Annotated in this window: 25 protein-coding genes; 22 read left to right on the forward strand and 3 right to left on the reverse strand. The window is 36.7% G+C overall.

Annotation, left to right across the window (positions count from 1 at the left end):
• Positions 1 to 35: 35 nt before the first annotated feature.
• Positions 36 to 197: a hypothetical protein gene (locus HMPREF1207_RS29350; RefSeq protein ID WP_016423891.1), complete on the reverse strand. Its 162-nt coding sequence runs from the start codon at positions 195 to 197 to the stop codon at positions 36 to 38.
• A gap of 57 nt (positions 198 to 254) precedes the next feature.
• Here HMPREF1207_RS29350 and HMPREF1207_RS18965 point away from each other — a divergent pair, with 57 nt between their 5' ends.
• Complete coding sequence (locus tag HMPREF1207_RS18965) at positions 255 to 965, forward strand: hypothetical protein (protein WP_009671558.1); 711 nt, start codon at positions 255 to 257, stop codon at positions 963 to 965.
• Positions 966 to 1,180: 215 nt separating this feature from the next.
• On the opposite strand, the gene HMPREF1207_RS18970 is transcribed toward HMPREF1207_RS18965, so the two are convergent.
• On the reverse strand, positions 1,181 to 1,363 hold the full coding sequence (locus tag HMPREF1207_RS18970; RefSeq protein WP_016423893.1) for a hypothetical protein: 183 nt from the start codon (positions 1,361 to 1,363) through the stop codon (positions 1,181 to 1,183).
• Positions 1,364 to 1,887: 524 nt separating this feature from the next.
• Positions 1,888 to 2,079: a hypothetical protein gene (locus HMPREF1207_RS18980; RefSeq protein ID WP_016423895.1), complete on the reverse strand. Its 192-nt coding sequence runs from the start codon at positions 2,077 to 2,079 to the stop codon at positions 1,888 to 1,890.
• A 1,004-nt stretch (positions 2,080 to 3,083) separates the two neighbouring features.
• Between HMPREF1207_RS18980 and HMPREF1207_RS29360 the strand changes: the two genes are divergently transcribed.
• The 21 genes from HMPREF1207_RS29360 (at position 3,084) to HMPREF1207_RS19085 (ending at position 26,420) form a co-directional block, all read left to right on the forward strand.
• Positions 3,084 to 3,560 (forward strand): hypothetical protein, encoded by a 477-nt coding sequence (locus HMPREF1207_RS29360; protein WP_016423896.1) that lies wholly within the window; start codon positions 3,084 to 3,086, stop codon positions 3,558 to 3,560.
• 63 nt (positions 3,561 to 3,623) lie between these two features.
• The gene (locus HMPREF1207_RS18985; protein ID WP_009671560.1) at positions 3,624 to 4,238 is read left to right on the forward strand and encodes a hypothetical protein; all 615 of its coding nucleotides are present in this window, start codon (positions 3,624 to 3,626) and stop codon (positions 4,236 to 4,238) included.
• Between the two features lie 2,173 nt (positions 4,239 to 6,411).
• Entirely contained in the window at positions 6,412 to 7,155 is a 744-nt protein-coding gene (locus tag HMPREF1207_RS18995; RefSeq protein ID WP_009671567.1) for a BRO family protein, read from the forward strand.
• 4 nt (positions 7,156 to 7,159) lie between these two features.
• Complete coding sequence (locus HMPREF1207_RS19000; protein WP_009671542.1) at positions 7,160 to 7,438, forward strand: HU family DNA-binding protein; 279 nt, start codon at positions 7,160 to 7,162, stop codon at positions 7,436 to 7,438.
• An 11-nt stretch (positions 7,439 to 7,449) separates the two neighbouring features.
• Entirely contained in the window at positions 7,450 to 8,658 is a 1,209-nt protein-coding gene (locus HMPREF1207_RS19005; RefSeq protein ID WP_009671507.1) for a hypothetical protein, read from the forward strand.
• A 154-nt stretch (positions 8,659 to 8,812) separates the two neighbouring features.
• A complete protein-coding gene (locus tag HMPREF1207_RS19010) occupies positions 8,813 to 9,850 on the forward strand; it encodes a hypothetical protein (protein WP_009671493.1) in 1,038 nt (345 codons plus the stop codon).
• A 24-nt stretch (positions 9,851 to 9,874) separates the two neighbouring features.
• A complete protein-coding gene (locus HMPREF1207_RS29910) occupies positions 9,875 to 11,692 on the forward strand; it encodes a hypothetical protein (RefSeq protein WP_009671532.1) in 1,818 nt (605 codons plus the stop codon).
• Between the two features lie 17 nt (positions 11,693 to 11,709).
• Positions 11,710 to 13,209: a hypothetical protein gene (locus tag HMPREF1207_RS19020; protein ID WP_009671504.1), complete on the forward strand. Its 1,500-nt coding sequence runs from the start codon at positions 11,710 to 11,712 to the stop codon at positions 13,207 to 13,209.
• 14 nt (positions 13,210 to 13,223) lie between these two features.
• Positions 13,224 to 14,234, forward strand: coding sequence for a hypothetical protein (locus HMPREF1207_RS19025; protein WP_009671559.1), 1,011 nt, complete (start codon positions 13,224 to 13,226; stop codon positions 14,232 to 14,234).
• 29 nt (positions 14,235 to 14,263) lie between these two features.
• Positions 14,264 to 14,743: a hypothetical protein gene (locus HMPREF1207_RS19030; protein WP_016423899.1), complete on the forward strand. Its 480-nt coding sequence runs from the start codon at positions 14,264 to 14,266 to the stop codon at positions 14,741 to 14,743.
• 28 nt (positions 14,744 to 14,771) lie between these two features.
• Positions 14,772 to 15,743, forward strand: a complete 972-nt coding sequence (locus HMPREF1207_RS19035; RefSeq protein WP_009671497.1) for a hypothetical protein — start codon at positions 14,772 to 14,774, stop codon at positions 15,741 to 15,743.
• Positions 15,744 to 15,794: 51 nt separating this feature from the next.
• Positions 15,795 to 16,292 carry a hypothetical protein gene (locus tag HMPREF1207_RS19040; RefSeq protein WP_009671518.1) on the forward strand — a complete coding sequence of 166 codons (498 nt, stop codon included), beginning with the start codon at positions 15,795 to 15,797 and terminating at the stop codon, positions 16,290 to 16,292.
• 12 nt (positions 16,293 to 16,304) lie between these two features.
• Entirely contained in the window at positions 16,305 to 16,736 is a 432-nt protein-coding gene (locus HMPREF1207_RS19045) for a hypothetical protein (protein ID WP_009671530.1), read from the forward strand.
• Between the two features lie 4 nt (positions 16,737 to 16,740).
• Complete coding sequence (locus tag HMPREF1207_RS19050) at positions 16,741 to 17,358, forward strand: hypothetical protein (protein ID WP_009671526.1); 618 nt, start codon at positions 16,741 to 16,743, stop codon at positions 17,356 to 17,358.
• Positions 17,359 to 17,375: 17 nt separating this feature from the next.
• Positions 17,376 to 17,864, forward strand: coding sequence for a hypothetical protein (locus HMPREF1207_RS19055; protein WP_016423900.1), 489 nt, complete (start codon positions 17,376 to 17,378; stop codon positions 17,862 to 17,864).
• Positions 17,865 to 18,584 carry a hypothetical protein gene (locus HMPREF1207_RS19060; RefSeq protein WP_009671570.1) on the forward strand — a complete coding sequence of 240 codons (720 nt, stop codon included), beginning with the start codon at positions 17,865 to 17,867 and terminating at the stop codon, positions 18,582 to 18,584. It abuts the gene before it with no gap.
• A 42-nt stretch (positions 18,585 to 18,626) separates the two neighbouring features.
• A complete protein-coding gene (locus tag HMPREF1207_RS19065; RefSeq protein ID WP_009671555.1) occupies positions 18,627 to 19,361 on the forward strand; it encodes a hypothetical protein in 735 nt (244 codons plus the stop codon).
• Between the two features lie 116 nt (positions 19,362 to 19,477).
• A complete protein-coding gene (locus HMPREF1207_RS19070) occupies positions 19,478 to 19,993 on the forward strand; it encodes a hypothetical protein (RefSeq protein ID WP_009671525.1) in 516 nt (171 codons plus the stop codon).
• Complete coding sequence (locus HMPREF1207_RS19075) at positions 19,986 to 20,414, forward strand: hypothetical protein (protein WP_016423901.1); 429 nt, start codon at positions 19,986 to 19,988, stop codon at positions 20,412 to 20,414. The genes HMPREF1207_RS19070 and HMPREF1207_RS19075 overlap by 8 nt, the downstream gene beginning before the upstream one ends.
• Positions 20,415 to 20,522: 108 nt before the next feature.
• Entirely contained in the window at positions 20,523 to 20,762 is a 240-nt protein-coding gene (locus HMPREF1207_RS29365; protein WP_138918117.1) for a hypothetical protein, read from the forward strand.
• A 75-nt stretch (positions 20,763 to 20,837) separates the two neighbouring features.
• Positions 20,838 to 26,420 (forward strand): phage tail tape measure protein, encoded by a 5,583-nt coding sequence (locus tag HMPREF1207_RS19085; RefSeq protein ID WP_009671549.1) that lies wholly within the window; start codon positions 20,838 to 20,840, stop codon positions 26,418 to 26,420.
• Positions 26,421 to 26,580: the final 160 nt, after the last annotated feature.

Here is a 26,580-nt window from a genome sequence, read left to right on the forward strand (position 1 = left end):
GGTACTAAAGTATCCTGATGATTTACATGTGCAGATTAGGCGTCCGCTTTGATGAATCCAACTATCCCAGCAATAACGCAAGCAGCTCCAATAACAAGCATAATAATATCGCCTAAATCTGGACTGTCTGAATAGTTAAGCCCAATCAATCCTACCCCAAAAATTACGCTACCAACACTAAGCAATTTATTTAACATTAAATCCTCCTTTAAATATAGCTCAATGATATACTGACTTATGGGGAAGGTGATAGCATGGATATTTTAACAATGGCGAATACAGAAAATGAGATAACGCTAAAGAACGCTCAAAAATATCGCAACTTTTATGAACATACAAATGAAGCGATTGCATATACCCTAAAGTTTATAGATGACTTTGATCCAAGTTTAGAGGCATTTCACCTGTTCCTTAGAGAGTTCCAAAATGGGCTAAGTCTAGCATTTTTATCAACATTAAGACTTCATGATACACAATCTCAACTAATGTTACGTATAGTATTAGAATCAATTGTTCTTTGTGCTTATTCTATGAAAGAGAAGAGTTTTGATACATATTCAACAAGGAATGATGATGGTACTATTAGTGAAGAGATAGTAAAGACGCCTGCGCATACATGGCTTAAGGAAAATTATAACGAATTTAATGATAAAATACATTTCATGAAAAAAGCTATCAATCACCATAAAGCACACACAAATCTTATTATGGCTATATCAAATTATGATTTAGATCATACCAATGTTTTTTTTGATGATGAAGATGATCTGACTGTAAAAGAAAGATTATTGTGGATAGCCAATGTAGCATTGGGAAGTATGCACTTACTATATGTAGTTGCAAAAAAATATCCAGTAATTAAATTTACTGATGGTTTTGAGAACGAGTTGAATAGACTTGGAAGCATAAATGCGCAATTAGCTATAGAGTTAAAGCAGCATGAACGAATCAAACAACATTTGTAATGCTCTGCAATAAATACCCTGCGCTGTTATAGTGCTATTCTCCTCTAAGAAGTCCATAAGCGCCTGTTATAATGCACAAAGCCCCTACTATGTACATTGGAATGTCTCCACTAGCAGTATCAAAATAAGCATAGATAAGCATACCTATACCAAACAGAACGACAGCAAGACAAATCCCTGTAAATTTGCTCATAATCTGTTATAGTCCTTTCAGTTTATTTTACACTTGTCAGACTTTTAAATATGCCATAGGCTCCAACAATAGTTGCAAATACCCCAATAACTAGCATGGACATACGCAAATAATTTGGATCTGATTCATTTCTAATAAACAGTAAAGTAATTCCCAAAACTAAAGAAATTAGATTTATCGTAAAAGCTTTTTTGTTAATTGTCATATATGTACCTCCTAGTAGTAAAGAAATCTTTACTTGTAATTGTAAGGCATTACGTTTAAATTAGAAGAGACAAAGGAGACTTTTCAGTCTCCGATGCCTACAGGAATCGTGCTATCCTATCCAATTCGTCGCGGAAGAGGGGGAAGTTCGATTCCTTTTTCTTGTAACTCCTTCCTTTTCTCAATGATTTGAAGAAGCTTGTAATGCTCATCGTAGGTGAGGATTCTTTTCTTCATCTGCCTAGTTTCCAAATAGTCTCTCAAGGTTATGCCTAACCCTGTGACTCCGACTAGTGTAGTAATGGCAGTTAGTAGAATCTTTAGCCATTCCTGCATCAGCATCAGCCTTCCTATGTATGAGTTCCTTACATAAATAAGTATATCATATAAATCATTTATTTAATAGTTATATTTAATAAAGGTTACATTAATTCTTCGGTACTTTCTTTAGCATCTATACTCGTTATGTACAATCATGTATAATTGATAGCAAGGAAGGGTTTCCCCTTCCAAGCTGTTTTAGGATTAAGAGCGCTTTTCATTTCTTGGTCGAAGTGGGAGGGCGCTCTTTTCCTTTTCCGCAACTTCAAGTTCAAGTTTACGGATTTCAAGTTTGAGTTTTTTTAGCTCAAGCTTGTTTTTTTTGTTCGCTATTCGGAATAGGCCATAACTAATGATTAATCCCAATAGCGTTAGGAGAATCTTGAAAATTTCCATGTTTCCAACTCCTATGTATAATTTACCTTACAAGATAATTATAACATATTTATATCATTATGTATAGTTTTATTTTATAAACAATGATAGATTATTCATTGACTATATGCAACTGATTTAACGGATATTGGACTATGTAAAGGGTGAATACAATGGGATTATTACTATGTAATAAGGAGAGATAATAGGTGGATCAAGTGTAATAATGGTGTATAAATATACGTAATAAGGAATAAATATTAGAAAGGTGAATAATGTGAATAAGAGAATGTAAGAGGGAATGTAAAGTGTTAGGCCGAGCCGGTTCTGTTACTATAACGATAACTTACAAAAAGTAAGTGAATTACAGGAAGAACTCTTTTTCTTCTAGGAAAAGGATAAGTACAATAGTATAAAATCAAGGTTTTGTACATATGTATGTATATAGTTATAGTATTATGGATCATGCACAACATATAGTGATATATGAATAAAAACTCATTAAAATGCATATATATTTAAAGTATGACTGTATAATTCAACCAGATTTCTTGCATAGGGGGGTATTTTACATCCCAAAGTCGGTTAATTTTAGAGAATGAGGCAGCAGCACTTCTATTCCTACACTCAACTTATTTTAATTTTTCTCCTAGATTTTCATCGTACTTGTTGTCGTAACGCTATCGTTAAAATGTCTTATCCATGCTTTTATACTCTACAAACACCAGTGTATAAATAATGTATATCTTTCTGGTATATATCTAAGTGAGTTGAATTATCCTATTATATCCCCATTTATACGATATCCATTAGATATGGCAAAGTACAACACATCATTAAAACCTCTAAAAGAACATTGGCAAGCAGTTGTCTCGATATTTAATAGCAGCTTGCACTTTTAGTGATTCTCCAAATTGCAGAACGTTATTTATGTAATCATATGGAAATTATATATAAAAAAATGGTATGATTTAAACAATACATACCGGGTGTAGATAAAATCATTAGGTGGAGGGAGTCTACTTATGAAACTTAATGTTTCTGCTCATTTAAAAGTATTCCTGTCTCTATTATTCCTGACTTTATTGATACCGACCATTTCCACCCCTGCTTCGGCAAGTTCTGTGAAGGGTACATGTGGGTCATCTGCACTCTATGATGCTAACGGACTTTATTGGTCAATACATCCTAATCGACCAGTAGCCTATACAGCTTTTCTTGAAATATCAGTTTATAAAGGAGCCAGCAGAAGCGGTTCCTATGTTACAAGCGAATATATTACCACTTATGGTAGTGGTGGTGCTTCAGGCTCTAGTGGTATATTTAACCCAAGTAGTTTCTTCCCAGAATTAGATCCAGGCGCTTATTATGCTGAATTGACTGGTTCTGTTGCTTTCCTTGACCATGAGACATGTACCCTTGGTGACGGCGGCTCTTTGTATGCTGGAACAAAATTCTATCACTATGGCGGAGTTGATTTTAAGAAACCAGAAGAGCAATAAAATACATGCCAAGAACAGCACTTAGCGTTTAGGTGCTGTTCTTGGTTCTAGGAGGGAAGAGTAATGAGCGAATTAATTATTGCCAACAAAAGTTCAGAATCACTGAATTATATAATATATATTCAGAATGCCATATCGAACACTGATATTCAGTTAAACGAAACAATCCGTAGGAAATTTCCTTGGGTATCAATAGATTTAGATGAACCAGTCTTAGTAGAGCTTCAACATGTTCTTATCAATATTTGGGTAGACTTAGTGAGGAATGGTAGAGCAGATAATACTAGTACACAATTAATCAATTTAGAGATATTAAGTCGTGTTACAGATGATAAGGTAAAGGCTGCACTTGAAAAACTAAAAGCTTCTTTCTTAGCATGGTGGAACGATCCTTACATTGGAGGTTACAATAAACTTAATTACATCGACAGAAACTTGCTTAACAAAATTTATGATAGAGTCAAAGAGAAACTAGACCAGTCAGAAGCGACCATTTCATTAGTTATTGATGTAGTTTATGATATGCCCATATTTGACAGCATTATGAACAGCAGAAATTATGTAGTTATTGCTATTGCAGAACTTCCTGACATGCGTCTTTTCCACGACAGTGGTTACATAGACGAGCGATTGATATCGAAGTTAGTAGAAAAAATATACAATTTTCTTAAAATTTAAGATTGGAAGACTAATTTCTAGGGATTATAAAATAAAAATGTACAATAATATACACATATGATAGACTCTAATTATACCTTCACAAAGGTAATTCAAGCGAAAGGATGGTGTAATGGAAAAGCACAAACTAATATCCTTGTTACAGTCTAAAGATTATGAAAGAGTGTATATACATAACGAGATCTTTTCTGAGCTACAGAACACCAACCAGTTCAAATCAGCCACAAACATTGCCTTTGCTTATTGCTATTACTGTTTAATTTGCTATTTGTATCGTTACTGCAAATATGGAAACGAATATTGGTTTACCAAAGAGACATTAATCGAAGTACTTGGATTTGCCAGTAACAATAAGACATTTGATTACCTTATAAAGAAGAACGGCTTACTTGATCAATTAGGACTAACAGAAACATTATCCGACTTTCCTATACAAAGTAAGGTCGAGGATCAATTTGTTTCTTTTCAAATGTACAAAGACTTAAACGATAACGAAATCTTCGCTTTACCTCACAAATATACAATCAAAAAACCAATTAAGGGATTTAGTCGATATGAGGATGACGTATTTGATGGAACATTCTACGACATAAGTAATACACACTTATTCTCAATACATCGGTTTATTGATATCATAAGCAAACCGGATCTAGGAACAATTGGGTTCTATTTGTTTCAGTATTTGTTGTACAGTTGTGCTAAATTTCCTAATGGTTATTTTGTAACTCTAATTACGCTATCAGAGACATTATCGCTAAGTACAAGCACTATTCAAAAGTATATAAACAATTTAGAAAAGACAGGGAACATAAGAATAGAGCGGCCAAAACATTATCTAAAAGAAGGGGAATGGAAGAGATATGCCAATACTTACTTTATCAATTATTAAAATAAAAAGGTTAAATATTTGGTGTGTATATAATAGATCTTTAAGAGAGAGTCTTATTAATAATTAAAAGATTATAAGGAATACAAATATTTAACCTTTTTGATTTTAAACTTTATGAGGTGGAGAATGAGCAAATTAGATACGTTAGTTTTATTCGTGATAACACACTTGGTGTTAGCCAGTATTGTCTTGATTTTGTGGGCATGTTTTAATGATCCGACAGTAGAGGATTTCTTATTTTACTTATTAGGACTAGTATGGATATTCGGAGGATGTATTGCGATTGCTAAGATTTAACCAGGGTACTCCACAACAAACGATAGGGTTCAATTTTAATTGTAAATTCAACACATTTATCAATAGAATTACCATGTCTCATAATCAATTAATGGTTTCATTCGTTTGACAATGTTATATCTTAAATTTATTGATAACTCTGTTGTATTTTCTTTCTTATACTTTAGTCAGTTAAAAGCATAGAAAATGGCACACTCCTATAATAGAATGATTAATATATTTAATACTTATATTTATATTATATATATATTACTCTATTATAGGTGTATGCCAAAATCTATGTTGTTGAGCATTTATCTTTTACTCCCAGAAATCGAATAAGTCATGGTGAATTAAGAGAATAGAAAAGCCTGCTAGAATTTTAGAAAATCGCTGTAACCCTTGATGCGCTTGGGTTTCAAGCACAATAGGACAGAATTATTGATATAGAAAAGTCTTCATATCCTTTATTTAATAAGGATTTTACCTATTTCTCTTAATCGTATTAAAGGGAAACAAAAATCACTACCGCTTTAGAAAATCGCTGTAACCCGCAACAGCACTGGGTTTGTGGTTTTTTCATAAAAATAAAAGAATGATAAATCATTAATCATCCTGTTGCAAAGCGATTTTATTGTAAAACCCTTAATGGTATTAAAGGGAGCATCAACAACCAGCGCTTAAAACTTGAGTGATGTCTCTCTTCACAGCGCAGGGAGGCAGGGATTCGGTGACAATTGTTCACATCAAATAATAGACCCATCATCCTTGCGCTTAATATAGACAGTGAAATGAGAAGGTGAGATGCTTCTCCGGCTTGTGAAGAGGCAAGCAACTAACAACTAAATATCGTATCGCTTAATGCGAGGCTTTGACAGCCTTATCATCATCCTACTCATTATGTAGTGAGTAACCATAATTACGGAACCAGTGATATCAGGGCGCCTTTCTTTGAAAGAGGGCGCTTTGACACTGGACCACTATAAATGGAAAAGGATGATTAACTGATTGAGTAAAGATGAAATCAGGATTTTTGAGTATTTTGGGAAGACTGTTAGAACTATTATTATTGAAAATGAGACATGGTGGGTAGCTAAAGATATTTGTAATATCTTAGAGCATTCAGATACAAATATGGCGGTTAAGAGATTAGACAAGCACGAGAAGGGTACAAACAGTATTTGGACCCCTGGTGGCAAGCAGGAATTACTAACAATTAATGAGTCAGGATTGTACTCATTAATTTTTAACAGCCGAAAAACCGAAGCAAAGCGTTTTAAAAAGTGGGTGACCGGTGAAGTACTTCCGTCTATCCGTAAAACGGGACAATACTCAGTTAATAATACTGTTCAACAATACCTTGCGCTATCTGAAGAAGATAGAGCTATTGCGTACTTTAGTCAAGTTAAGAAAAAGAAAGAGCTTGAACATCAACTCGAACTATCGGCACCTAAAATTCAAAAGTACGACGAGTTTCTAGATGCAGATGGTTATATGACCATTGGCGATGCTGCTAAGGTGCTGAATATTGGTAGGAATAAATTATTCGAGTTTTTGAGAAGAATCGGAATTCTAATGAACAACAATACTCCTTATCAGAAGTATAGGAACGGTATTGATAAATTTAAAGTAATACATACAACAAGAAATAAAGAGCCATTCAGTGTAACTTTGCTGACTCCTAAAGGCTTTGACTATATCGCTGATAAAGTAAGAGAAAAATTTCAAACATTTAATTTTAAGGGAGAATAAGAATATGAATAAAGATCAATTGGTTAAACGAGTAGCTAAAGAACTGAATATGAGCAATAAGAATATTGAATCTGTTGTAGATGCAATTCTTGAAACAATTGTCGATGTAGTTGCTAAAGGTGAGGAGGTAGCCCTACACGGCTTTGGTAAGTTTGAAATTCGTTCGCGCGCAGCCCGTAAGGGATTTAATCCTTCTACTCGTGAAGAAATGCAAATTGATGTATCTAAGTGCCCAGGATTTACAGCGGGTAAAAACTTCAAAGAAGCGGTCAAATCTAAATAAGGAGTTATCAAGTGAATCATTCCAATATTACACGCGGTAAAGCTGAAAGCCTAGATCGTTTCCTTTTGCGTATTGGAAATGATAAAGAGTTGTACGGGTTAGAAAATTGGCATCAAATTAGAGATGTTATGAACGCTGAATCAAATGAGGATTTTTCTGAATCAAAGTGGAGAAAGGATTATCATTTACTAAAACGCGGATACGATTTGCATCAAACTGAAATTAGTTCTGATGAAATAGTCATGTTGCATGAAGAAAAGAAGCTTGAGGCACAGAAGGAATACAAAAAGATTCAAGCTGTAAAGAATGAACTCAATAAGAATCTAAATAAAGCAGCTAGACGAGAAGTAATGTGGGATATGATAAAGGATTCCATTGAGAAGATTCCTGTTCCAAAGTTTCAGCCCATTATCTATCCACCTACAAGAGATAAGGTTGGTGTTCTATCCTTTGCCGATATCCACTTCGGCAAGTACTTTAAAAGTCTAAAGAATGAATATAGTGAAGATATTGCACGTGACAGAATGTCTCTGCTTATGGGCAATACGTTAGAAATCATTAGGCAGCATGGTTTTGAACATATACATATTATTAATGCGGCAGATTCGATTGAGGGAATGACACTTCGTACAAGTCAATTGCAATCTATACAAAGTGGAATTATTGATCAGACTATTAAATTCAGCAAGTTTATTGCGTCCTGGCTCAATGTATTGTCTCAGTATGTGAGAATAACCTATCATCATGTGCCATCTGCAAATCATTCAGAGATACGACCGTTTAACAGTAACCGCGGCGAGTATCCGTCGGAGGATCTGGAGAAAGTGATTATGAACTACGTTCATGATGTACTTGAAAATAACCCCAGAATTGAAGTTCCACTATACGATAAAGACTATGTGAAACTAGATGTCTTTGGCTATAAGCTGTGGGCGTTGCATGGGCATCAGTTGAGGGGCAAAAAGAACGCTATTAGAGACTTGTCTGTATTGCATAGAGAATTTATTGATTATCTGTACATAGCTCACTTTCATCATGGCGGTACACTGACAGTTGGCGAAGGATTAACAAACGACATTGAGATTATTCAGATTCCAAGTGTAATGGGATCAGACGAGTATTCAGATTCGTTAATGACGGGAGCTAAAGCCGGTGCTAACTTCTCTGTATTTGAGAAAGATAAGGGTAGATCAATAAGTTATAGCATAAAACTAAATTAGTGAGTTAGTTTCAAGCACATCATGCCCTATTCGGTTTGGTGTGTTTTCATTTATTCATTAAATAATGGAGGCGGAGAACGGTTAGTTCTTAAATTGGCCACTCCCTCCTTTCCGTCTTCATTTTTAAATTCAGGGAGTTAAGGATGGTGTGATTATGGCTAGAGCAAGTGTAGCAAAAACTAAAAATGTTCCTTTAAAAAAAGTTTGTACATGTTGTCTCAAAAGCAAAAATCTTAATACGGAGTATTGGATGTCAAATTCTAAATATCATGAAGACAAGAGATTTCATGTATGTAAGGAATGCTTGCTTGCCGATACCAATTCAAATGATTTGAAAAGTGTAAGAAGGACATTGCTCGTCTTGAATAGACCATTTATTGCGAGTTTATGGGAATCTACTCTCGCTGAAGCAAACAATAAAAATTCAGATCCATTTGGCCTGTACGTGAAAAATTGCCAGATATCATACAAAGAATATACCTATGATGATAGTGATAAAGTGACATTTATTAGACCGATCAAGAAAGAAATCCTCCAAGATAGCGGTAATGAAGAAGACACAAGAAACGAAGAAGATGTAATTCGTATGCTTAGGTATGATCCTTTTGAAAATGAGCATCCATCAGATCGACGAAATTTGTTTAATAAATTGGTTGAGTTTCTTGATGAAAGTACCCTTGAAGATAACTTTAAGTTACCGGCAGTAATTGAAATCGTGAAGAGTTTCAATCAAATTGATAAATTGAATATCGCTCTTTCTAGAATCACTTCTGATACTGAGGCTGTCTCAGCTAATGCTGGTGGCGTCACCTCTCTAGTTACAGCAAAAGAAAAAATGCTTAAATCTGTGCTTGCACTCGCAAAGGATAACGGGATTTCAGTAAATCACAATAATAATAAGAGTAAAGGCGCCGGGACTCTTTCGGGGATTATCAAACAGTTGCACGAGAAAGGTATACACGCTGCAGATATAAATGTATATGACATTGAAACATGTGACGGTATGAGACAAGTTGCAGATATAAGCAATAAAAGTCTGATGGACCAGTTGATGTTAAATGAAAATGATTATACCGAGATGATCAAAGAGCAAAGGGAAATGATTTTAAAGTACGAGAAGGACTGTTCAAGGCTTGAAGAAGATAATAGAAATTTACACATTAAAATAAAGCACTTTGAAGACATGAATTGATACTGGGGGTGGGGCCAACTTGTTATGGAAATAATCATCAAGAAGTCAGAGAAAGAGATATCTCAAAGGAAGTTAGAAGGATATTTGAAGCTTGCAGAAGTAGTCCAATGGGGCAGAAGAGTACCCGTTAAGTTCTGTGAAAGGTTTTACGGTATTGAATTTCTCGATAATCAGAAATATGTTTTTATGATGAGTTGGGTCACTCCATTTAATGTCTGGTGTCAGTCAAGGAACAGCGGCAAAACGACATTGGCAGCTCCTTTCATCATGGCTAAATCAAATCTAATTCCGAATTTTCAAGCATATATAATGTCTGGGGTCGGTTCTCAAGCTCAGGAAGCATTCTTAAAGATCGAAAAGATTGCAAAACGAGAAATTGCATCATTTACAGGATTAACTGATGTATTCTATAACGAAACAGTGAAGAGTGCTGCTAACACAGATGGATTCACACATAATCCAGGCTCATTTCAATATAAGCTCTATAACGGTGCTGCAGTAAATTCTTTGAATGGTGCCTTCGACAATAACAGAAGTAAACGTTCCAATCTTAACTTTTATGATGAAGCTGGGTTTGCTCCAGAAGAAATGTTTGAAACATCAATGCCTTTCCTTGCCCAAGATAGCAACTTTAAACTTGGTGGAGGCGTAGATGTCTCGCTGCTCCCTAAAGAATTTCCGAACCAAGTGATTGCGGCTTCTTCTGCATCAAGTACAGATACATATTTTTATAAGCTGTATAAAGATTATGCTAAAAAGATGATTCTCGGTGATAAGCGATTCTTCGTTGCCGATATCAATGCTGAAATCGTAATTAATGCAACCTTCGACGGAAAGAAGTATCCGGGACTATTACGGCAAGAAGTAATTGACGATGCAATGAAGAAAAACAAGGAAAAAGCGCTCCGCGAATACTATAACAAATTCAGTACCGAAGGTGGAGAAAATCAAGCAATACGCCGCGCGACGATCATTAGAAATAGTGAAGTTAGGGTTCCTACTCTTTTCAATAATACAAGCAGTAAGTTTGCTTTAGCATATGACCCCGCAAGGTCTTATGATAATTCGATTTGTTTAGTCGGTGAATATTACATCGATGATGAAGTTGGATATAAAATGAACATTTGTAATGGGGTTAGTTTTGCGGACATATCCAAAAAGAAAAAGACACCGATGAGGACGCCAGACCAGATCAGTCATTTAAAGCAAATGCTTCTTGACTATAACGGGAAGAATGCTGCAGATTATGAAAATCTAATATCTTTGATGATTGATTCAGGTGCTGGTGGTGGTGGCGTTAATATTGCTGATTATTTCATGGAAGACTGGTCAGATTCTAAAGGGATAAAGCACAAAGGGCTTATTGATAAAATTGAATCGGCAGACTACATTAGCAAATTTCCAAATGCTGTTGATAAAATTAAGCTATTATCTCCAAAGAAATATAAAACAGAAATGTTTGATGCATTAGTTGAGATGTTAAACCTTGATCTTATTTCTTTTACTGAGGAATACGATATGAAGGGTTATTTGACGTTGTTTGAAAGTAAACAGAATGCTGATGGTTTGCATGAAAGCAAGGAAAAAAGCTATAAATTATCATTTGATGAAGAACTGGCGCTTAAAAATATTGATCTAACAAAAGAAGAAGCTGTAAATATCTACAGATATGATAATCCCTCTGGTGGATATAGGTATGCCCTCGCTCCGGATAAAGAAACTAAGATGCATGATGACAGGGCCTATTGTTTAGCAATGTTGGCATGGCAATTACAACAACTAAGAAGGGAACATATTACAGGTAAAAAGAAGACCAGTAAAATGGTGTTTCTGTATAACTGAAGGAAGGAGGACAAAGTGTGTCGGAAACAGTCAACATAGTAAAAAATGAAAAAGGCAAAGTTATTACTGCTGAATTAGCTTACACGCCATATAACAGTAGCAATCAATATGGTAGTTATAAGCAAGATGTAAAGTATTCTAGCCAAGATATCAAGAGGCTGCTCTCAAACCATGAAAAGAACTCTGTTGCGCTTAGAGAAATGTCTGACTACCTCTATATTACAAATGGAACTTACCGAAGATTGATTGATACCACTAAAAACATTGTTTCATTTGAGTATCTTATCGAGCCTTCCGTTGTAAATATCGAAAAACTAAATACTAAATCGTATCAGAAAAAACACGCTGAGGTAAAGGCGTACTTGGCGGATTGCATTATGGATACGACCGTAGATGACATTCTGTTTAAAACAATTAAATACGGTCGGTACTCGGCGTATGATCGTGGAACTTTCATCCAGCCATTGCCTTTAGACTACACACGAATAATTGGAGTAGCTTCTGATGGCAATCCGGTACTACAGTTCAATTTTGAGTACTTTGAACAGTTTCAAACAATGCGAGAAAGAGAAATGCAGTTAAACGGTTACGATCCTTTATTTAAAAAGATGTATATGGATTATAAAAAGCGTATCGATGATTCGAGAGTTAACTTTTCCAATGAATACAATTGGAGAACGCTACCTTATGAGAAGACATACACAATCAAAATTGGTTCCAATATGGAGAGCAGAGAAGGAATAGGTCTACTATATGGTTCTATCGATGATATTCAATATTACGACGAGCTTAAAGAATTAGATCGTTCAGTTATCAACTCTCAAAAACGAAAAATTGTTGTACAGCAAATTCCTGTCGATAAAGAGGGGAATTCAATTCTTGGCGAAGAAGAAATCATACAATCGCATGAGAATTTGAAAAAACTCTTACCCAATAATGCAGGATGCTTGACTGTTTTGGGTGGGACAAAGTTCGATGATATTCCTCTGCAATTATCTGCACTCGAAAAGGGTAAGGTTCAGGAAGTGCAGAGCGATGTACTTATGAACGCCGGTATTGGCGAGGGGGCACTAAAAGGTGGAAACTTCTCGGCTGGCGTCTTAAACGTCGAGATTATTACCAATTCTCTTGTTAAAATTCTTGGACAGATTCAATCCATTTGGTTCAATCGGAAGTTTAAGTCGTTTGGTAATAGTCAGTTTCAATTTCGAATGAAATTCCTCGGCATTACATCATTTAATCGTGATAAAGTGATTGCCGCATTTGATGGATTGCTTGATAAGGGTGGAAGTCTAAGTCATTCTATCGCGGCTAGAGGAATGGATGTTTCAAATTATATCGACATAGTAGCTATTGAGGACGCGTTAGAGTACAAGGACAAGTTTAAACCATTACAAACATCTCATACGATAAGTGGTAATGATGGGGGAAGACCTTCCGAACCAGACTTGTCTAATGATAATACTGTGAAAGACAAAACAAATGGTGGTTCTATGGCTCCGCGTACAGGTCAGTGAGAGGAGGTGATTGATTGCAGAAACAGCTTGTATTGAATTCCCTAAAAACAGTTTTAAGTGAAGAAAACAGTAATCCACTATTTCTTGAAATGGACATTCTTCTCATGCGAAATGCAGTGAACCTGAACAATTACTATTTCACTGAGAGCTTTATCGATGAAATTGTTCAGAATCAGGATAAATATAATGGTCTTCCATTGGTTGTCGATTTAGAAAGATTGCTTGAAAATGAGTATGATGGTCTTGGACATCAATATTCCGAATTTCTGAATAAGTTCTTTACTCAACAGATTGGGAACTACGTTTCTTTTGAGAAGAAGTATGATGAAAATAGGATTGCAGAATTACATGGAACAGCGAGGATCAGCAAACGAAATGAAGACCTAGTGAAAGTAATAAATGAGCTGTATGTAACATCTGGTCTAAATTTTAGTGTTGAAGTGATTGCTCATGAATATAGAGTCGATGAAAACAATTGGCTTATTATTGATGCCCATCCGGGGAACCTATTAGTTTCAGATTGTCTTGTATCGGTTCCTGCAGAACCATCAAGTAAGGCATTAAAATTAGTTGCTCAATTGACTAAAGGAGGAAAAGAAAAAGTGAGTCTAGAGGAAATGAAGATTGAAAAAGAAAAACTCGAAGCCCAGGTAGCGACTCTTACCGCTCAACTAAATGAAGCGAATCAAGCGGTAACGACACTTGGGAAAGAGAAAGAAATGCTAACTGCTCAAGTAGATGATTTGTCTAAGTATAAGAACGACACATTGGAGAAGGCAGAAGTAGACAAAATTAATGCCTTGATTGCAGAGGTAAAAGAAAGCCTAAGCGAACAAGAGCTAACATTGGTTAACGAAGTAGCAGAAGCTAAAGAATTTACTAAGGTTCAGTATAAGGTAAATGAAATTTGTGCTCAAAAGTATAAAGAAACAATTAGGCTTAACAACTCGAAGGGTAGCAACTTCTTTTCTGTAACCAAACAGAAAGATCTTGGCAATGACGAGCTTACAAAGTTCAATATGTAAAGTAAAAATATTAAGGAGGAATTATATAAATGGCTAATAAATATGGTATTGTTCGCTTGGATCGTGTGTCTGGTACACCAGATGGCCGACTTAAAGCAAAGGTTGATTTGGAGAATGGGCAATTTGTAGTACAGGATGAAGTAAATGGTGAACTAAAACTTCCAGCAGCGGTGACTGACCGTGTTGTGTTGGTAGCCTCCGTATGTCATCAATATGAAAGCATGAATGAAGGTGACTTCATTAATAAGGCTGGGTCTAAACTCAAACCCCGTACCTATGAAAAAGTAGCTGGGGACATCTTTACAGTTACCGCAATTGGTTACACAGGTGGTACTTCTCCACGTGCCGATTTTAACGCTATTCAAGTTGGGGATAAAGGACATGTACAACCTAGCGGAAAACTGGTATTCTATACTGCTGCTGACGCTACTGCATATCTTACTGTAGAAGTGATTGGTAAAACTAAACTAAACGGTGACAATGCCGTTCAAGTAAAAGTATTGAAATAAATAATATAAATATTGGAGGACTACATAAATGATTGAACAACGTATTTTGAACTGTGCCGTTGACGCAGCTCTTGGAAGAAGCTCTGATCCTAAATTTACTCCTGAACAACGTGTAGAAGGTATGCGGGCATATCTAGCTGAATTGGGGAAGGATTATCGTCGTAATGAGGTTCTAATTAATGAGGTTATTGAGCAAACAGTTGATGCTATTTTGCCCATTAAAATCACTGAACGGTTGGGAGTATTTGCAGATGTATCCCAAGTCCAAGACGGTGTCACTAAAAAGTGGCACGTTAAGAATGGTAAAATTACTGCGGCATACACTGCACTTGGTGTTGAACAGCCTCGTCAGAAGTTGTACAAAGGTACCTTTGTTACTCAAACAGCACCAATCGGTGGTGCAGTTTATGCTGAGTACGAAGATCTGATTACTGGTCGAGTAGATTTTGCTGATATGATTAACCAACTTGTCGATGCAATTATGGATCAAATCTATGCAGGCATCCAAGATGCGCTGATTGGTGCTTTTGGAACTACCAATAATGCAAATCGATTTGCTGGCAGCTCTTTTATTCAATCTGAATTTGATAAACTGAAAGGTACTGTCCAGGCATACGGCAAACCAGTTGTCTTTGGAACAGCCGTAGGACTTACTGACATTTCTAATGGTGCAGGCTTTGATTGGAATAAAACATCCGAAGCAGATCGACTTGATATTCGTAATCTTGGACATGTTGGCAAATACAAGGGTTCTGATGTAGTGGAATTGCCTAACTCCTTTACAGATGAAACGAATTCTCAGAAGTTGCTTGATGATGGTTATATCTATATGGCTCCTGTTAATGCTGACAAGCCAGTTAAGATTGTACTGGAAGGTAATATGCATATTCGTGATAAACAAGAGAAGGATTGGAGCACCACAAAAGAGTACTATCGCAAAGCTGGCGTATCTGTACTTGCTGTGAACAATATGGCGCTGTATGAGAATACTTCGCTGTAAATAAACAAAATGGAGGGGAGTTTACCCCTCCTTAAATAAGGGAGGCTATAAATGACTAAAGCAAAAATGATTAGAGTGGTCAACAATATGCCAACAGGTTCACTTGGAATTGTATTGACTGATGGGAAGCCAATTGTTTTGCCTAAACCCGGCAGCTACAAAGAGGTATCCTTTGATAATGTTCTTAACATTTACACTTCGTGCAAGTTGATTCAAAAGGGCCATCTTTATATTGATAATAAAGAAGTACGCATCGAATTTGGGCTTGAAGATGGTGATCAAGTTGATATTAACGCACTTTCCAGAGAAGAGTTAGGCGAACTTGTAAAGGAATCTGACGCAAAGCACCTTGAAACTATTCTCGCGGCTGATACAAGTGATGGGACTAAAGAGAAGATTGTCCTGCTTGCGAGAGAACAGTATAAAAATGAGTCTATGGATGCCAAAAAGGTGAAAGTAATCGAAACAGCTACAGGGATGTCGGTTACGGAAGAGGATCTTCAAAGTAAACCGGAAACAACTAAATCAAGCATGATTTCAAAGAAGTAAAGTTGGTGAGAAATGCCTGTCACATTAGAAAAAATATATGATGTATTTTATTCCTCGATAAATGAAGATTTGGCTAAGCACCCTGAATTAGATGTCAATGTTCCCGACAACATTGTTGATACCTTTTTGAATTCTGCTGTATATGAATATGAAGAGAACTTTGGCGAAGAGATCATTTGCGATACCAACAAGACAGAAATTCTAAATGATATTCCTCGGCATCATATCCGTTTACTTGGAAAGCTTATTTATAAGAGCTACATGGAGCGTGAACTGAATAGTTGTTTAAAACTATCCAATCATTTCAATAAACGTTCTGAATTACAGGTAATTGGATTACAGTCCAAAATAGTTGCTCTTAAAGAAATAACAGGCCGTCTGACACAAGAAATTAACAGGATGTTTACGAGGGGAATTCTTAAAGGGATTTCGAAGTTAGGGTGAATACATGAAGGACTACAGCAAATGGATGTCTCCTAATTCAGACAGTGAAGAAATTGTTTTCGATTTATGTGAAAAAAGCAAAGTTAAGATTAATGATTTATCTACTGGTTCGGTAACATACGATGCAATCATAAACGATGCGAATGAGTGGCAAAAGGATGTAGATATGATTGTTCTAATCAAGAAAACTGTCTACGAGATTAAAACAGGCGACTACATTGAGATTGATAACACGCCCTATATAGTTCTCTTTCAAGCAGAAGATCGCGATTTCTTTTGGTCGGTTAGGGTTAGAAAATGCCACTCTAGATTGAAATGGACTAATAAGGCCGGACAGTTAATAGAGGTTCCGTTTTGGTTAGAAAACGTCACTAGTGCAGTAGGAATCGAATCAGGGAAAATTATTAATTTGCCAAATGAGGAGAGAAAAGTCACTATTCAGTTCAATGTGGATACTGCTCAAATCGGAAAGTCACATCGTTTTATTCTTGATAGGAGAGCATGGAAAGTCTCTGCGATTGATGGCTTATCCAGAGCTAATCTGCTCACACTTACTTTACAGGAAGTCGCCATTAGTTCATCTGATAAAGTTGAAGAAGGTATCGCTTATAACAAATGGTGAAGGGAGCGATGCCCTAGTTGGCTAGGTTCGAACAGTTAAATAAAAATATCTCAGGATTACTAAGTAATTTGATCGAAAATCAGAACTTGTGCAAATTGCTTTTTTATGCCGTCGACGATCCGTTATCCGAACCCGATATGTCAGACGACCAGCGTTCAAGCCTTCTCAATGAGCATATTTTCCCTATGCCGAAGATTCCAGGTGAGCAAGAGTATGAAGCAAGTTTCTTGAGTATCTACCTCGACAACTTCAAGCCGTCTGTAGAGAACAAAGGAGTAAAGGAGAGCGTTTTAGTTATTGATGTACTCATTCATAATAATTTATGGATGCTAAATGATAAAGCATTATTGCGACCCTACCTAGTTCTGCACGAAGTCGATGAAATGTTAAATGACAAGCATATTTTAGGCTTTAAGAAGATGCCTTTTGATCGGGGGAGACTAGTTCGCTACAATTCGGACTACTCTGGCTATCAAGTAACCTACAGTGTGTCGAGTGTGAACTAAATGGAATCGGTAAAATACATATTGGGTAAGCCAGAAATAGATATTGAGGCAGGCGAAATATTCCCAATCAAGGTAAAGGACTATGATGAGTTTAATGATTGTAAGAATGTCCTCTACATAACGAAGAATCATTTCTCTAACGAATATCAAGAGTACCCTTTATTAGATTTGATTGTATACGGTATGAAAGATGTCGAGATGATACGACAGCTTAAACTGCTTATTAAATTAGTGACTGGTCGCGATCCTCTACTTCGCGAAGACGACAATGGTTGTTCCTTTATTATTAATAGTGATAAGAAGGTATATAGCAGTAATTATGAAAGCTTTCGCAGTATCGTCATGCGGCAAAACTTGTTGTTTGAACAGAAGGTTTACAAAAATAAGCTCACACAAGAATGGGCGAATAAGGCTATCGAAGCTAAAAGCAAAAATGGTATTCCTATTACCTTCGAAGACATGATAACAACGGTCTCCGTAATTACTGGTAAAACCTATGACCAAATTGGGGAACAAACCATTTATCAATTAACCGCTGATTTCAAACGTATATCAAGGGATAAGAGTTATCACACATCAATTGCAATGAAATGTGCGGGTGCAGAGAAAGTATCAATTGAACATTTCGCCGAAGAGATCAATATGTTTGAGAATCCTTACGATAGCTTATTCGTTGGAAAAGATAATCTAAATCACTTAAATAAAGCAATGAAAAATTAAAAGGGCGAAAGCTCCTTATTTTATTTTAGGAGGAATTTTTTAATGGCATTGATTGCAGACGTATTTATTGCGCAGATGATTGACAAGGATGGTCAAGTATTTGCATCCACAACTCTCCAAAGCGGAGATATTGATTTTAATGTAAAGGAAAATGAGGTTCGTGGAGGCCGTGGTAATGCACTACAAGGCGTACTGCACTCTGACCGTGATATCTCCGTCAAGATGACAGACAGTCTGTTCCGTTATGATTGGATGGCTCGTCAGCTCGGTCAGTCTATTGTAACAGGAGCAGGCAAAGCATATGCCATGCCAGAATGGTACACCGCCAGCGGTTCGACTACGATTAAAATTTCGTTGCCAGAAGCGCCAATCGCAGATACGCTCGCAATTTATAAAGCAGACGGCACACCTATTCCAAAAGCAAACTACACGCTTTCCAGCAAAGATGTAACATTCACTACGGGAGTAACCGCAGGTGAGAAAGTAGAAGTTAGAACTTTCCAATATGCTACATCTGCTAAGACAGAAACCATCAATATCGACAATAGTGTATTTGCACGAGGTACTAAACTTGTCCTTGAAACACTTGAGATTGATAATGATGAAACCCCTCTGTATAAGATTCAGTATATTTTCGAAAGTGCAGTACCGACGGGTAACTTCTCGGTTAAAACGGCTTCCGAGCGTAACGGTCAAGCTCAACAGTTTGATTTGAAGGTGCTTAAACCAAAGGACAGCAATGTCATTGGTCAGGTTGTACGTATTCCATTGGCATAAATTTGTTGAGGGTAGATTCCTTTTGGTTTCTACCCTATTTTTTATTAGAAATTCATCTTGAGAAACCTGATAAAAGGTTGCTGAATATGGCTTTTTACAATTAGGGAGGATTAAAAATGACTAAAGCAAAAAACAAAAAATTGGCACTTACGCTTGAGCAAGCCACTACCCAGGATGAGCAATATGACAAGTTGAAAAAGGTTGTATTTGATGATGGGGCTTATACAGAAGTATATGTGAGTTTCCGTCCATCTAAAATTGAAACGATGACTGAGCAACTAGCAATTTTCTTGCAAGAATACGAAAAGCATCAAGGGAAAATTGAAGACGACAATACCTTTCACAAGTTTCTATATTTACACGTGGTTGTTCATTTTTCAACAATTGTTTCAGAGCTTCCATCTGATTTTTCGACAAAGTTAGACTTGTTTACCAAGCTTGCTGACAACGAATACGTTAGACAGCTTGAGAGCCGTTTCGACAATAAGGAAATCCAAAAAATTTATGAAATGATCTTCAAGCGTTTGGATGATTATCAAAATCTAATTGAGCAGAATAAGAAATTGAGTAATCAGATGAGTGAGAAAGTGAATCAATTGAATATTCAAAACAAAGAGCTGCTTAATGCCTGACTTCACTTCAATTAAAGAACTTCAACGGTATATACAGTCAAAAGCAAATGTAGTGTTAAAAAATGAGGTTGCCACTAATACGGTAGAGGTTATGACGAATAAGATTAATGAAGTGGTTTATGCTGTATATGAGCCTAAAATGTATAAACGTGATGAGGAGCATGGCGGTTTAAGCGATCCCAACAATATTAGAGTACAAATGATCAAAGACGATACAGTTTCAATTGAGAATATTCGTTCAGATGGGAATAGGAACGTAGCGGAGATAGTGGAAACTGGACAAGGATATTATTATTCATTTGATTATACAAATAAACCAAGAGCATTCACCGAAGCTACACGGCAAGAATTGAGAAGGTCGCAATCTCATGTAAAAGCAATGAAGCTTGGACTGGCCAAGCAAGGAATCAAAACAGATTAAGGACTTTGTAGGGTTATTAGATGAACACAGAACGCATATTGTTTTCTCTACATTTAATGGTATAATTTTCTTGTGTAGTATTTGGTGTTATTGAAAGGGGTACCTGCTTTGGATCAGCTGCAAGCCTTTGAAGATTACTCTTTAATGTGTATTTGTGGAGAAAAAGCAGATCTGAACTATATCACAAGAGTGGGCAGGGTAGGAAGAGAAGTAATCACGGTGTATAGTGTTCCTACTTATACTTGTCCATCATGTGGTGAAAGCTTTATGACCGGTTCAGACAGCATTACCTTTGCACAAAAGCTAGATCAGGCTGCAAGGGATCACAAGGATTCCATTAACTTTTGATTAAAACAGAATAGGTACGACTAGGAAGCGATCATTGTGTCGCTTCTTTTTTATTTTCTAAAAAGGAGTGAGACAATGGCTGATGATTTGAGGATATTAATTACTGCCGGTTTAAACGTTGGAAAAACAACAACTGAGATCAATAAAGCAGTAGCTGCCTTAGATAAGAAGATAGACAAACTGCAATTAAGGATTGATGTCGATCAAAATTTTACCAAGAACATTCAGAGTTTTACTGGTGCTATTGAAAAGTTAAAGAAGCAGTTAGAAGAATTAAATAAAACTTTTCAAAATACGAATGCTGTAAACAATTATAAAAAATCTTTAAGTGATACTGACAATCAACTGAAAACATTAGGCAATACAGCACAAGCAAGCAGAGCACATGTAGCAGGTATTGGTGAAGCAATGGCATCAGCTATCGCAGGTACGCTTACCTGGGGAGTAGCTACTACTGCCATTTACGGAAGTAAGAGAGCAATGGAAGAAATGCTTCAAGTTATTATTGAAGTTGATACCCAAATGACTCATCTTAAACGTGTCATGAATGCTGATACAAACTTTGAAGAAATGTTGAATGGCTCAATTTCTATGGCAAATGAGTTGGGACAAAAGATAACCAAGATTAACGAGGCGTTAATTGACGCGGCACAAGCAGGCTACGCTGCACAAGAAGCCTTGGACATAACTAGGACTGCAACTCTTGCGTCTAATGTATCTGATTTAAGCCCAAAAGAAGCTATGTCCAATCTAATCGCGGCAATGAAGGCTTATAAGATTGAAGCGAAAGATACCATTCAGATTGTCGATAAGCTGAACCAAGTAGATAACGACTATTCGATTACAACTAAGACATTATCACAAAGTATGGAAAAGGCTGGTGCTACGGCTGCTACTTATGGAGTTAGCCTAGATGAGTTAATTGGCTATACAGCGGCGATTGGTGAGGTAACAAGGGAAAGTGGCAATATTATTGGCAATGCTCAAAAGTCTATCTTTTCCAGTCTATACAGCAAAAAGGCTGCCACTGCCCTTGCCGAAGTTGGAGTAGCGATTACGGATGTGAATGGACAGAATCGTAAAGCATCCGAGATCATTAATGAGCTGGGTAGTAAATGGAAATCGCTATCTATGACTCAACAACAGCATACAGCATTAAGCATTGCGGGTAAGTATCAATTGACGCGATTCCTGGCTTTGATGGGTAATTTTGATATTGCAATTAAAGCGACTCAAACGTCTCTCACCTCTCAGGGATCTGCATTCCGTGAAAATGAAAAATACATGGATTCTCTTCAGGCGAAGTTGAATCTTAATAGTGCAGCTTGGCAGAATCTTGCCATAACAATTGGCAATAGCGGTGTAACAAGTGCGTTTAGTGCGATTGTTACTGGAATAACTGGCATGGTTAAAGGCTTCACATCACTTACAGAGGCTACTTATGGAATAAATATTTATCTACCCGTAGCTATTGCAGGCGTATATGGATTAGTCAAGGCATTTAATGCATTAAAAGCTGCAGGAATCGGATTGAAGGCTTCTTTTGGATGGATAGGTGCTGCAGTAGTGCTAGCAGAACTTTTAGTGTCTGCTTTCGTGGGTAGCACAAAATCAGTAGAAGTTAACTCTCAAGCCCTTGCCGAAAACGCAAATCAAACACGTATGAATGCTGATAATCTCCAAAGCCTAGTTGACCAATATAATAAGCTTGAACCACTGGCTGCGGGTAACAGCGAGAAACAAAAGGAATTAGAATCTGTACTGAACCAAATCAATAGCATTGCCCCTCAATTAATTGAACATACAGGGAAATATGGAGACTCTCTTTCGCTCAACAAAGAAAAAGCTAATGAGTACATCGAATCTTTAAGACAGATGACAAAAGAGCAAGTCGAACAGGCTAAATTAGCTAATGGTATTGAACTGAATAATGTGAATACCGAAATTGCGAAAGCAGAAGAGAAATTAAAAAAGCTCGGTACGAATGTTTCTAAAGAGTTTAGTGACTTAAAAGTTTACCAAAAGCTATTTAATGCTCAAACCGCCAATGAAGCAAGAGAAAATTTCAGCAATATGACAAGGCAGATGAAAAGTGAAATCAAATCACTTTATGACTCTGGGGATATTTCGAAAGCATTATTAAAAGAGGAAGAGTTAAACAAGCTCAAAACCAAGTTTGATGCCTTTCTTATTATGCTTGAGAATAGCGGAGAGAGGCTTAAAGGCTATTCAGACGCTGTAAACGATAAAAATGGACTTGAGCAGAAGAAGACTCAACTTTTAGAGAGAGAAAGAGCAATTGACAAACTTACGCAGACTCAAGATAAAGCTAGAGGTAGTACCGATCAGTTAAGCGGAGCTTTCAATGAACAGACTGGTGAGATTGAAAATAACACAGATGCTCTACAAGATAACAATGAACAAGTTGCTACTGGGATAGCTAAGAATCAAAATTTCATTAAGCAGTTCAACACAACGACAAATGAATTGAAAACTTTAAATAATGCTATCAGTGATGTAACTAAAGGTCAGGCTCTGTCCAGTGAAGCGACTCAAGATTTAATTTTGCAATATCCTGAATTGGCTAGTTACGTACAGATTAGCGCAGAAGGTTTTACTATTGAGAAGTCAGCATTAGATAAAGTTAGACAAGCTAAAATTGATAAAGCTAAGGCTGACTTGGAAAATGAGAAAGCTTCTACGGCTGCCGCGATCTCAAATACCATTGCCAGGATGCAAGCTTATGGAAAAGAAATTGGAGCAATTAGAAGTGTAGCTGAAGCTAAAGGTAAACTTGAAGATGTAAACAGAAAGATTATCGAGAATTCTAAGCCAGGCATTGAAGAGGAATTAGGATTTAAAGTAGCAACAATTCCTAATCAATACAGAGAGAAATTTGAACAGCAAAAGAGGGCTCAGTTAGCAGAGGCCAACGCAACAAGAGATGCTTTAAGAGGCTTTATCAGTGAAATGACTGGCTTTGATGCTCAAATTGCTGTTTTGCAAAAAACATTAGATAATCCCAATTTGGGTGTATCTTCATCTAAAACTAAAACGCCAAAAGAGAAAAGCGCAAAGACTAAGTCTGAACCGTCTGCTTATGACGAATCAGAAAAGTATAAAATTAACGAGTACGAACGTGCTTTACGAAGTCTTGATGATGAACTACGGGAATCCGAAGCTATAATCAATCGTTACCCTGACACGTCTAAGGATTATCGCGACGAGTTAACGAAGCAAGTTGATATTCGAAAGAAAATGCAAGCTCTCGCCCACAATGAAGCTGAACGTCTTCGCTCTGAAATATCGGACGTTAAGAATAAAATTGCTGTTGGTAAACTTAATCAGAAACAAGAAAACGACCTGCTTAAACAACTTGAGCAGAAAGAAAACAACCTTAGTCGACTCAGCAACAACTGGTGGGATTATCAAGTTGCGGTTGAATCTACTCAGAAGAAAATTACCGAAAGCATCGCCAAATATAATAAAGAACAATTCGACATCTCTAAGAATTGGATTGATCAAGAGAAATATTATAAACGGCTATCCTTAGATGATGAATTGGCTGCTTGGGAACGTGTCCAGGCAAGGTACGATCAAGGAACCGAAGAGCGGTTAAATGCGGATAAAGAAGTTTACCGTGTCAGACAAGAACTCCTATCCAAGTATGAGGAAGATTTCAACAAGGTAATGGAGAAAGCTTCACAAGCAGCAGATGAAACGATTGAGAAACTCCGCAAAAAGATGGAGACAAAGGAATCGTTCAATCCGGGTGAACTAGCGGATTCAGTCGATGCAATCATGGCGAGTATCGATATGATTGATAAGAAATACCCGAATGGATACTCGCCTATAGATACTTCTGACGAAGCTAGAACGCGGCTTAATGCTTATAAAGGTAACATTACTGGACTCGCGGCTAATATGAAAAGCATGATGGAAATGCCTTACCAAAACGCAGATCAGCTTAAAAATATGATTGATGGTCAGATCATGTTTGCTGGCAATATCAAAAAGCTTATGAATGAAACGAACGCGCTTATTAAGCAAACTGAAACCGCATATCGGATGCAAGAAGCGTCGTTAGAAAATCAAATCAAACTTCATCAGCAGAGAAACGATAAGATTATTGAAGGTTTGAATAAGGCTCTTGAAGTCAAGGATACCTTTAACTCAACTGACTTTAGTACTTCCATCAATTCTATACTGTCAGCTTTAGATGCATTAGATGGTAAGTATGTTAAAGGTAATTTTGTTGAATCCACCCTAGGTACACGGGAAGACTTAGAATCGTATAAGAAGAAAGTTACCGAGATAGCTGAAGCGATTAAGAATTATCAAAATAGCGCTAACTTCTCATCTTCCTCAATTACTGAGCAAACTAATTACATTAATGGGCTTAAGGCTCAAATTGATTCACTTAACGATTCCATCCGAGTTAAAGAGTTACAGTACAAAAATGAAGAAGAAGCTCTCGCACAACTAATCAAAGCAAAAGAGAAATCTTATGACGATGAAATCAATAAGCAGAAAGAAGCACTAAAGAATCTTGATGAGCAGATTGATAAAGAGGATCGCTTAAAGAAACTCAAAGATATCAATGACGAGCTTGACAAGGTTAAGAATGATAAGCGCTTTTCCTATATCAATGCTGATGGCAAGGAAATACTCACGTATGATAAAGGGAAGGTTGCTGAACTAGAGAAGCAGCGTGACGATCTTTTAAAGCAGTATGAACGCGAAGACGTCAAGAAAGCTCTCCAAGACAGCATTGACGAGCTTGAGAAAACCAAGAACGAAACCATTCAGAAGCTACAGGAACAACTCGATAAGACTAAGGTAATCCACCAGAATGAACTTGAGTCCCAAAAGCTTTATGTTAAAAGTCTTGAGGATTTGTATCGGATTGGTTTACAGGATGTACAGAATAAAATTGGTCAATTGAAGTCTCAATATGATACTGAAATTGCAAATGAACAGGCGCGCCTAGATACGCTAAGACAAGTTCACCAATCCGAACTGGACAGCATGAATATGTATGCCGGTTACTTGTCACAGTTGAATCAATTTCTTACCCAAGATACTCAAACAAAGATTGATACGCTCAAGACCATTTATGATAAAGAGGCAGAAGATCTCAAAACTCATCTCAAAGAAATGGTTGAAACTACCGAAGCGGGTAAGGTGGCATTTCATGAAGTTTTAGATGAATATACAGGTGGAGCTATTTCAAAGCTCGAAACAATGGTTTCATCAGCTAGAGATAGGCTAAAGGAAATGCAGGCTATAATGGCGGCAATGGCTTCTATGTCTGGGGGCGCAGCTCCATCATCTGCAAACGTACCTAAGTATCATACAGGAGGCGTAGTTGGCTCTGCTCCACTTGCCAGTAATGAAGTTCCGGCAATCCTAAAACTTGGAGAAGAAGTGTTCACACAGGATCACATTGCCAAACTAAAAAGTGTCATCATGCAGCCAATTAATTTTGTTGGAAGCATTCTAGGAACCGTGCGGAATACCATTCCTGATACTCCTATTAGAAACAATCAAGCAATGGCTGGACCAACATATAACTTATCGAATTTTACAATTCAAGCGAATAATCCAACAGAACTGTTTAGTGGATTAAATAACTTAATTAAATCAAATAGAACATAGGGGAGAGGTTGTTAATCTCCCCTCTTTTTCTACTATTAATTATACAGGGAAAATTTTCTTGATAGATGGTAGATTTAACCTAGTAACATTTGGTAGAATGATAATAGAATAGGGTTGCGATAGTTTTGTACTAACAGCTAGGCTATCTATCAAACACAAC

It is taken from the genome of Paenibacillus sp. HGH0039, assembly GCF_000411255.1.
Classification (GTDB): Bacteria; Bacillota; Bacilli; order Paenibacillales; family NBRC-103111; genus Paenibacillus_F.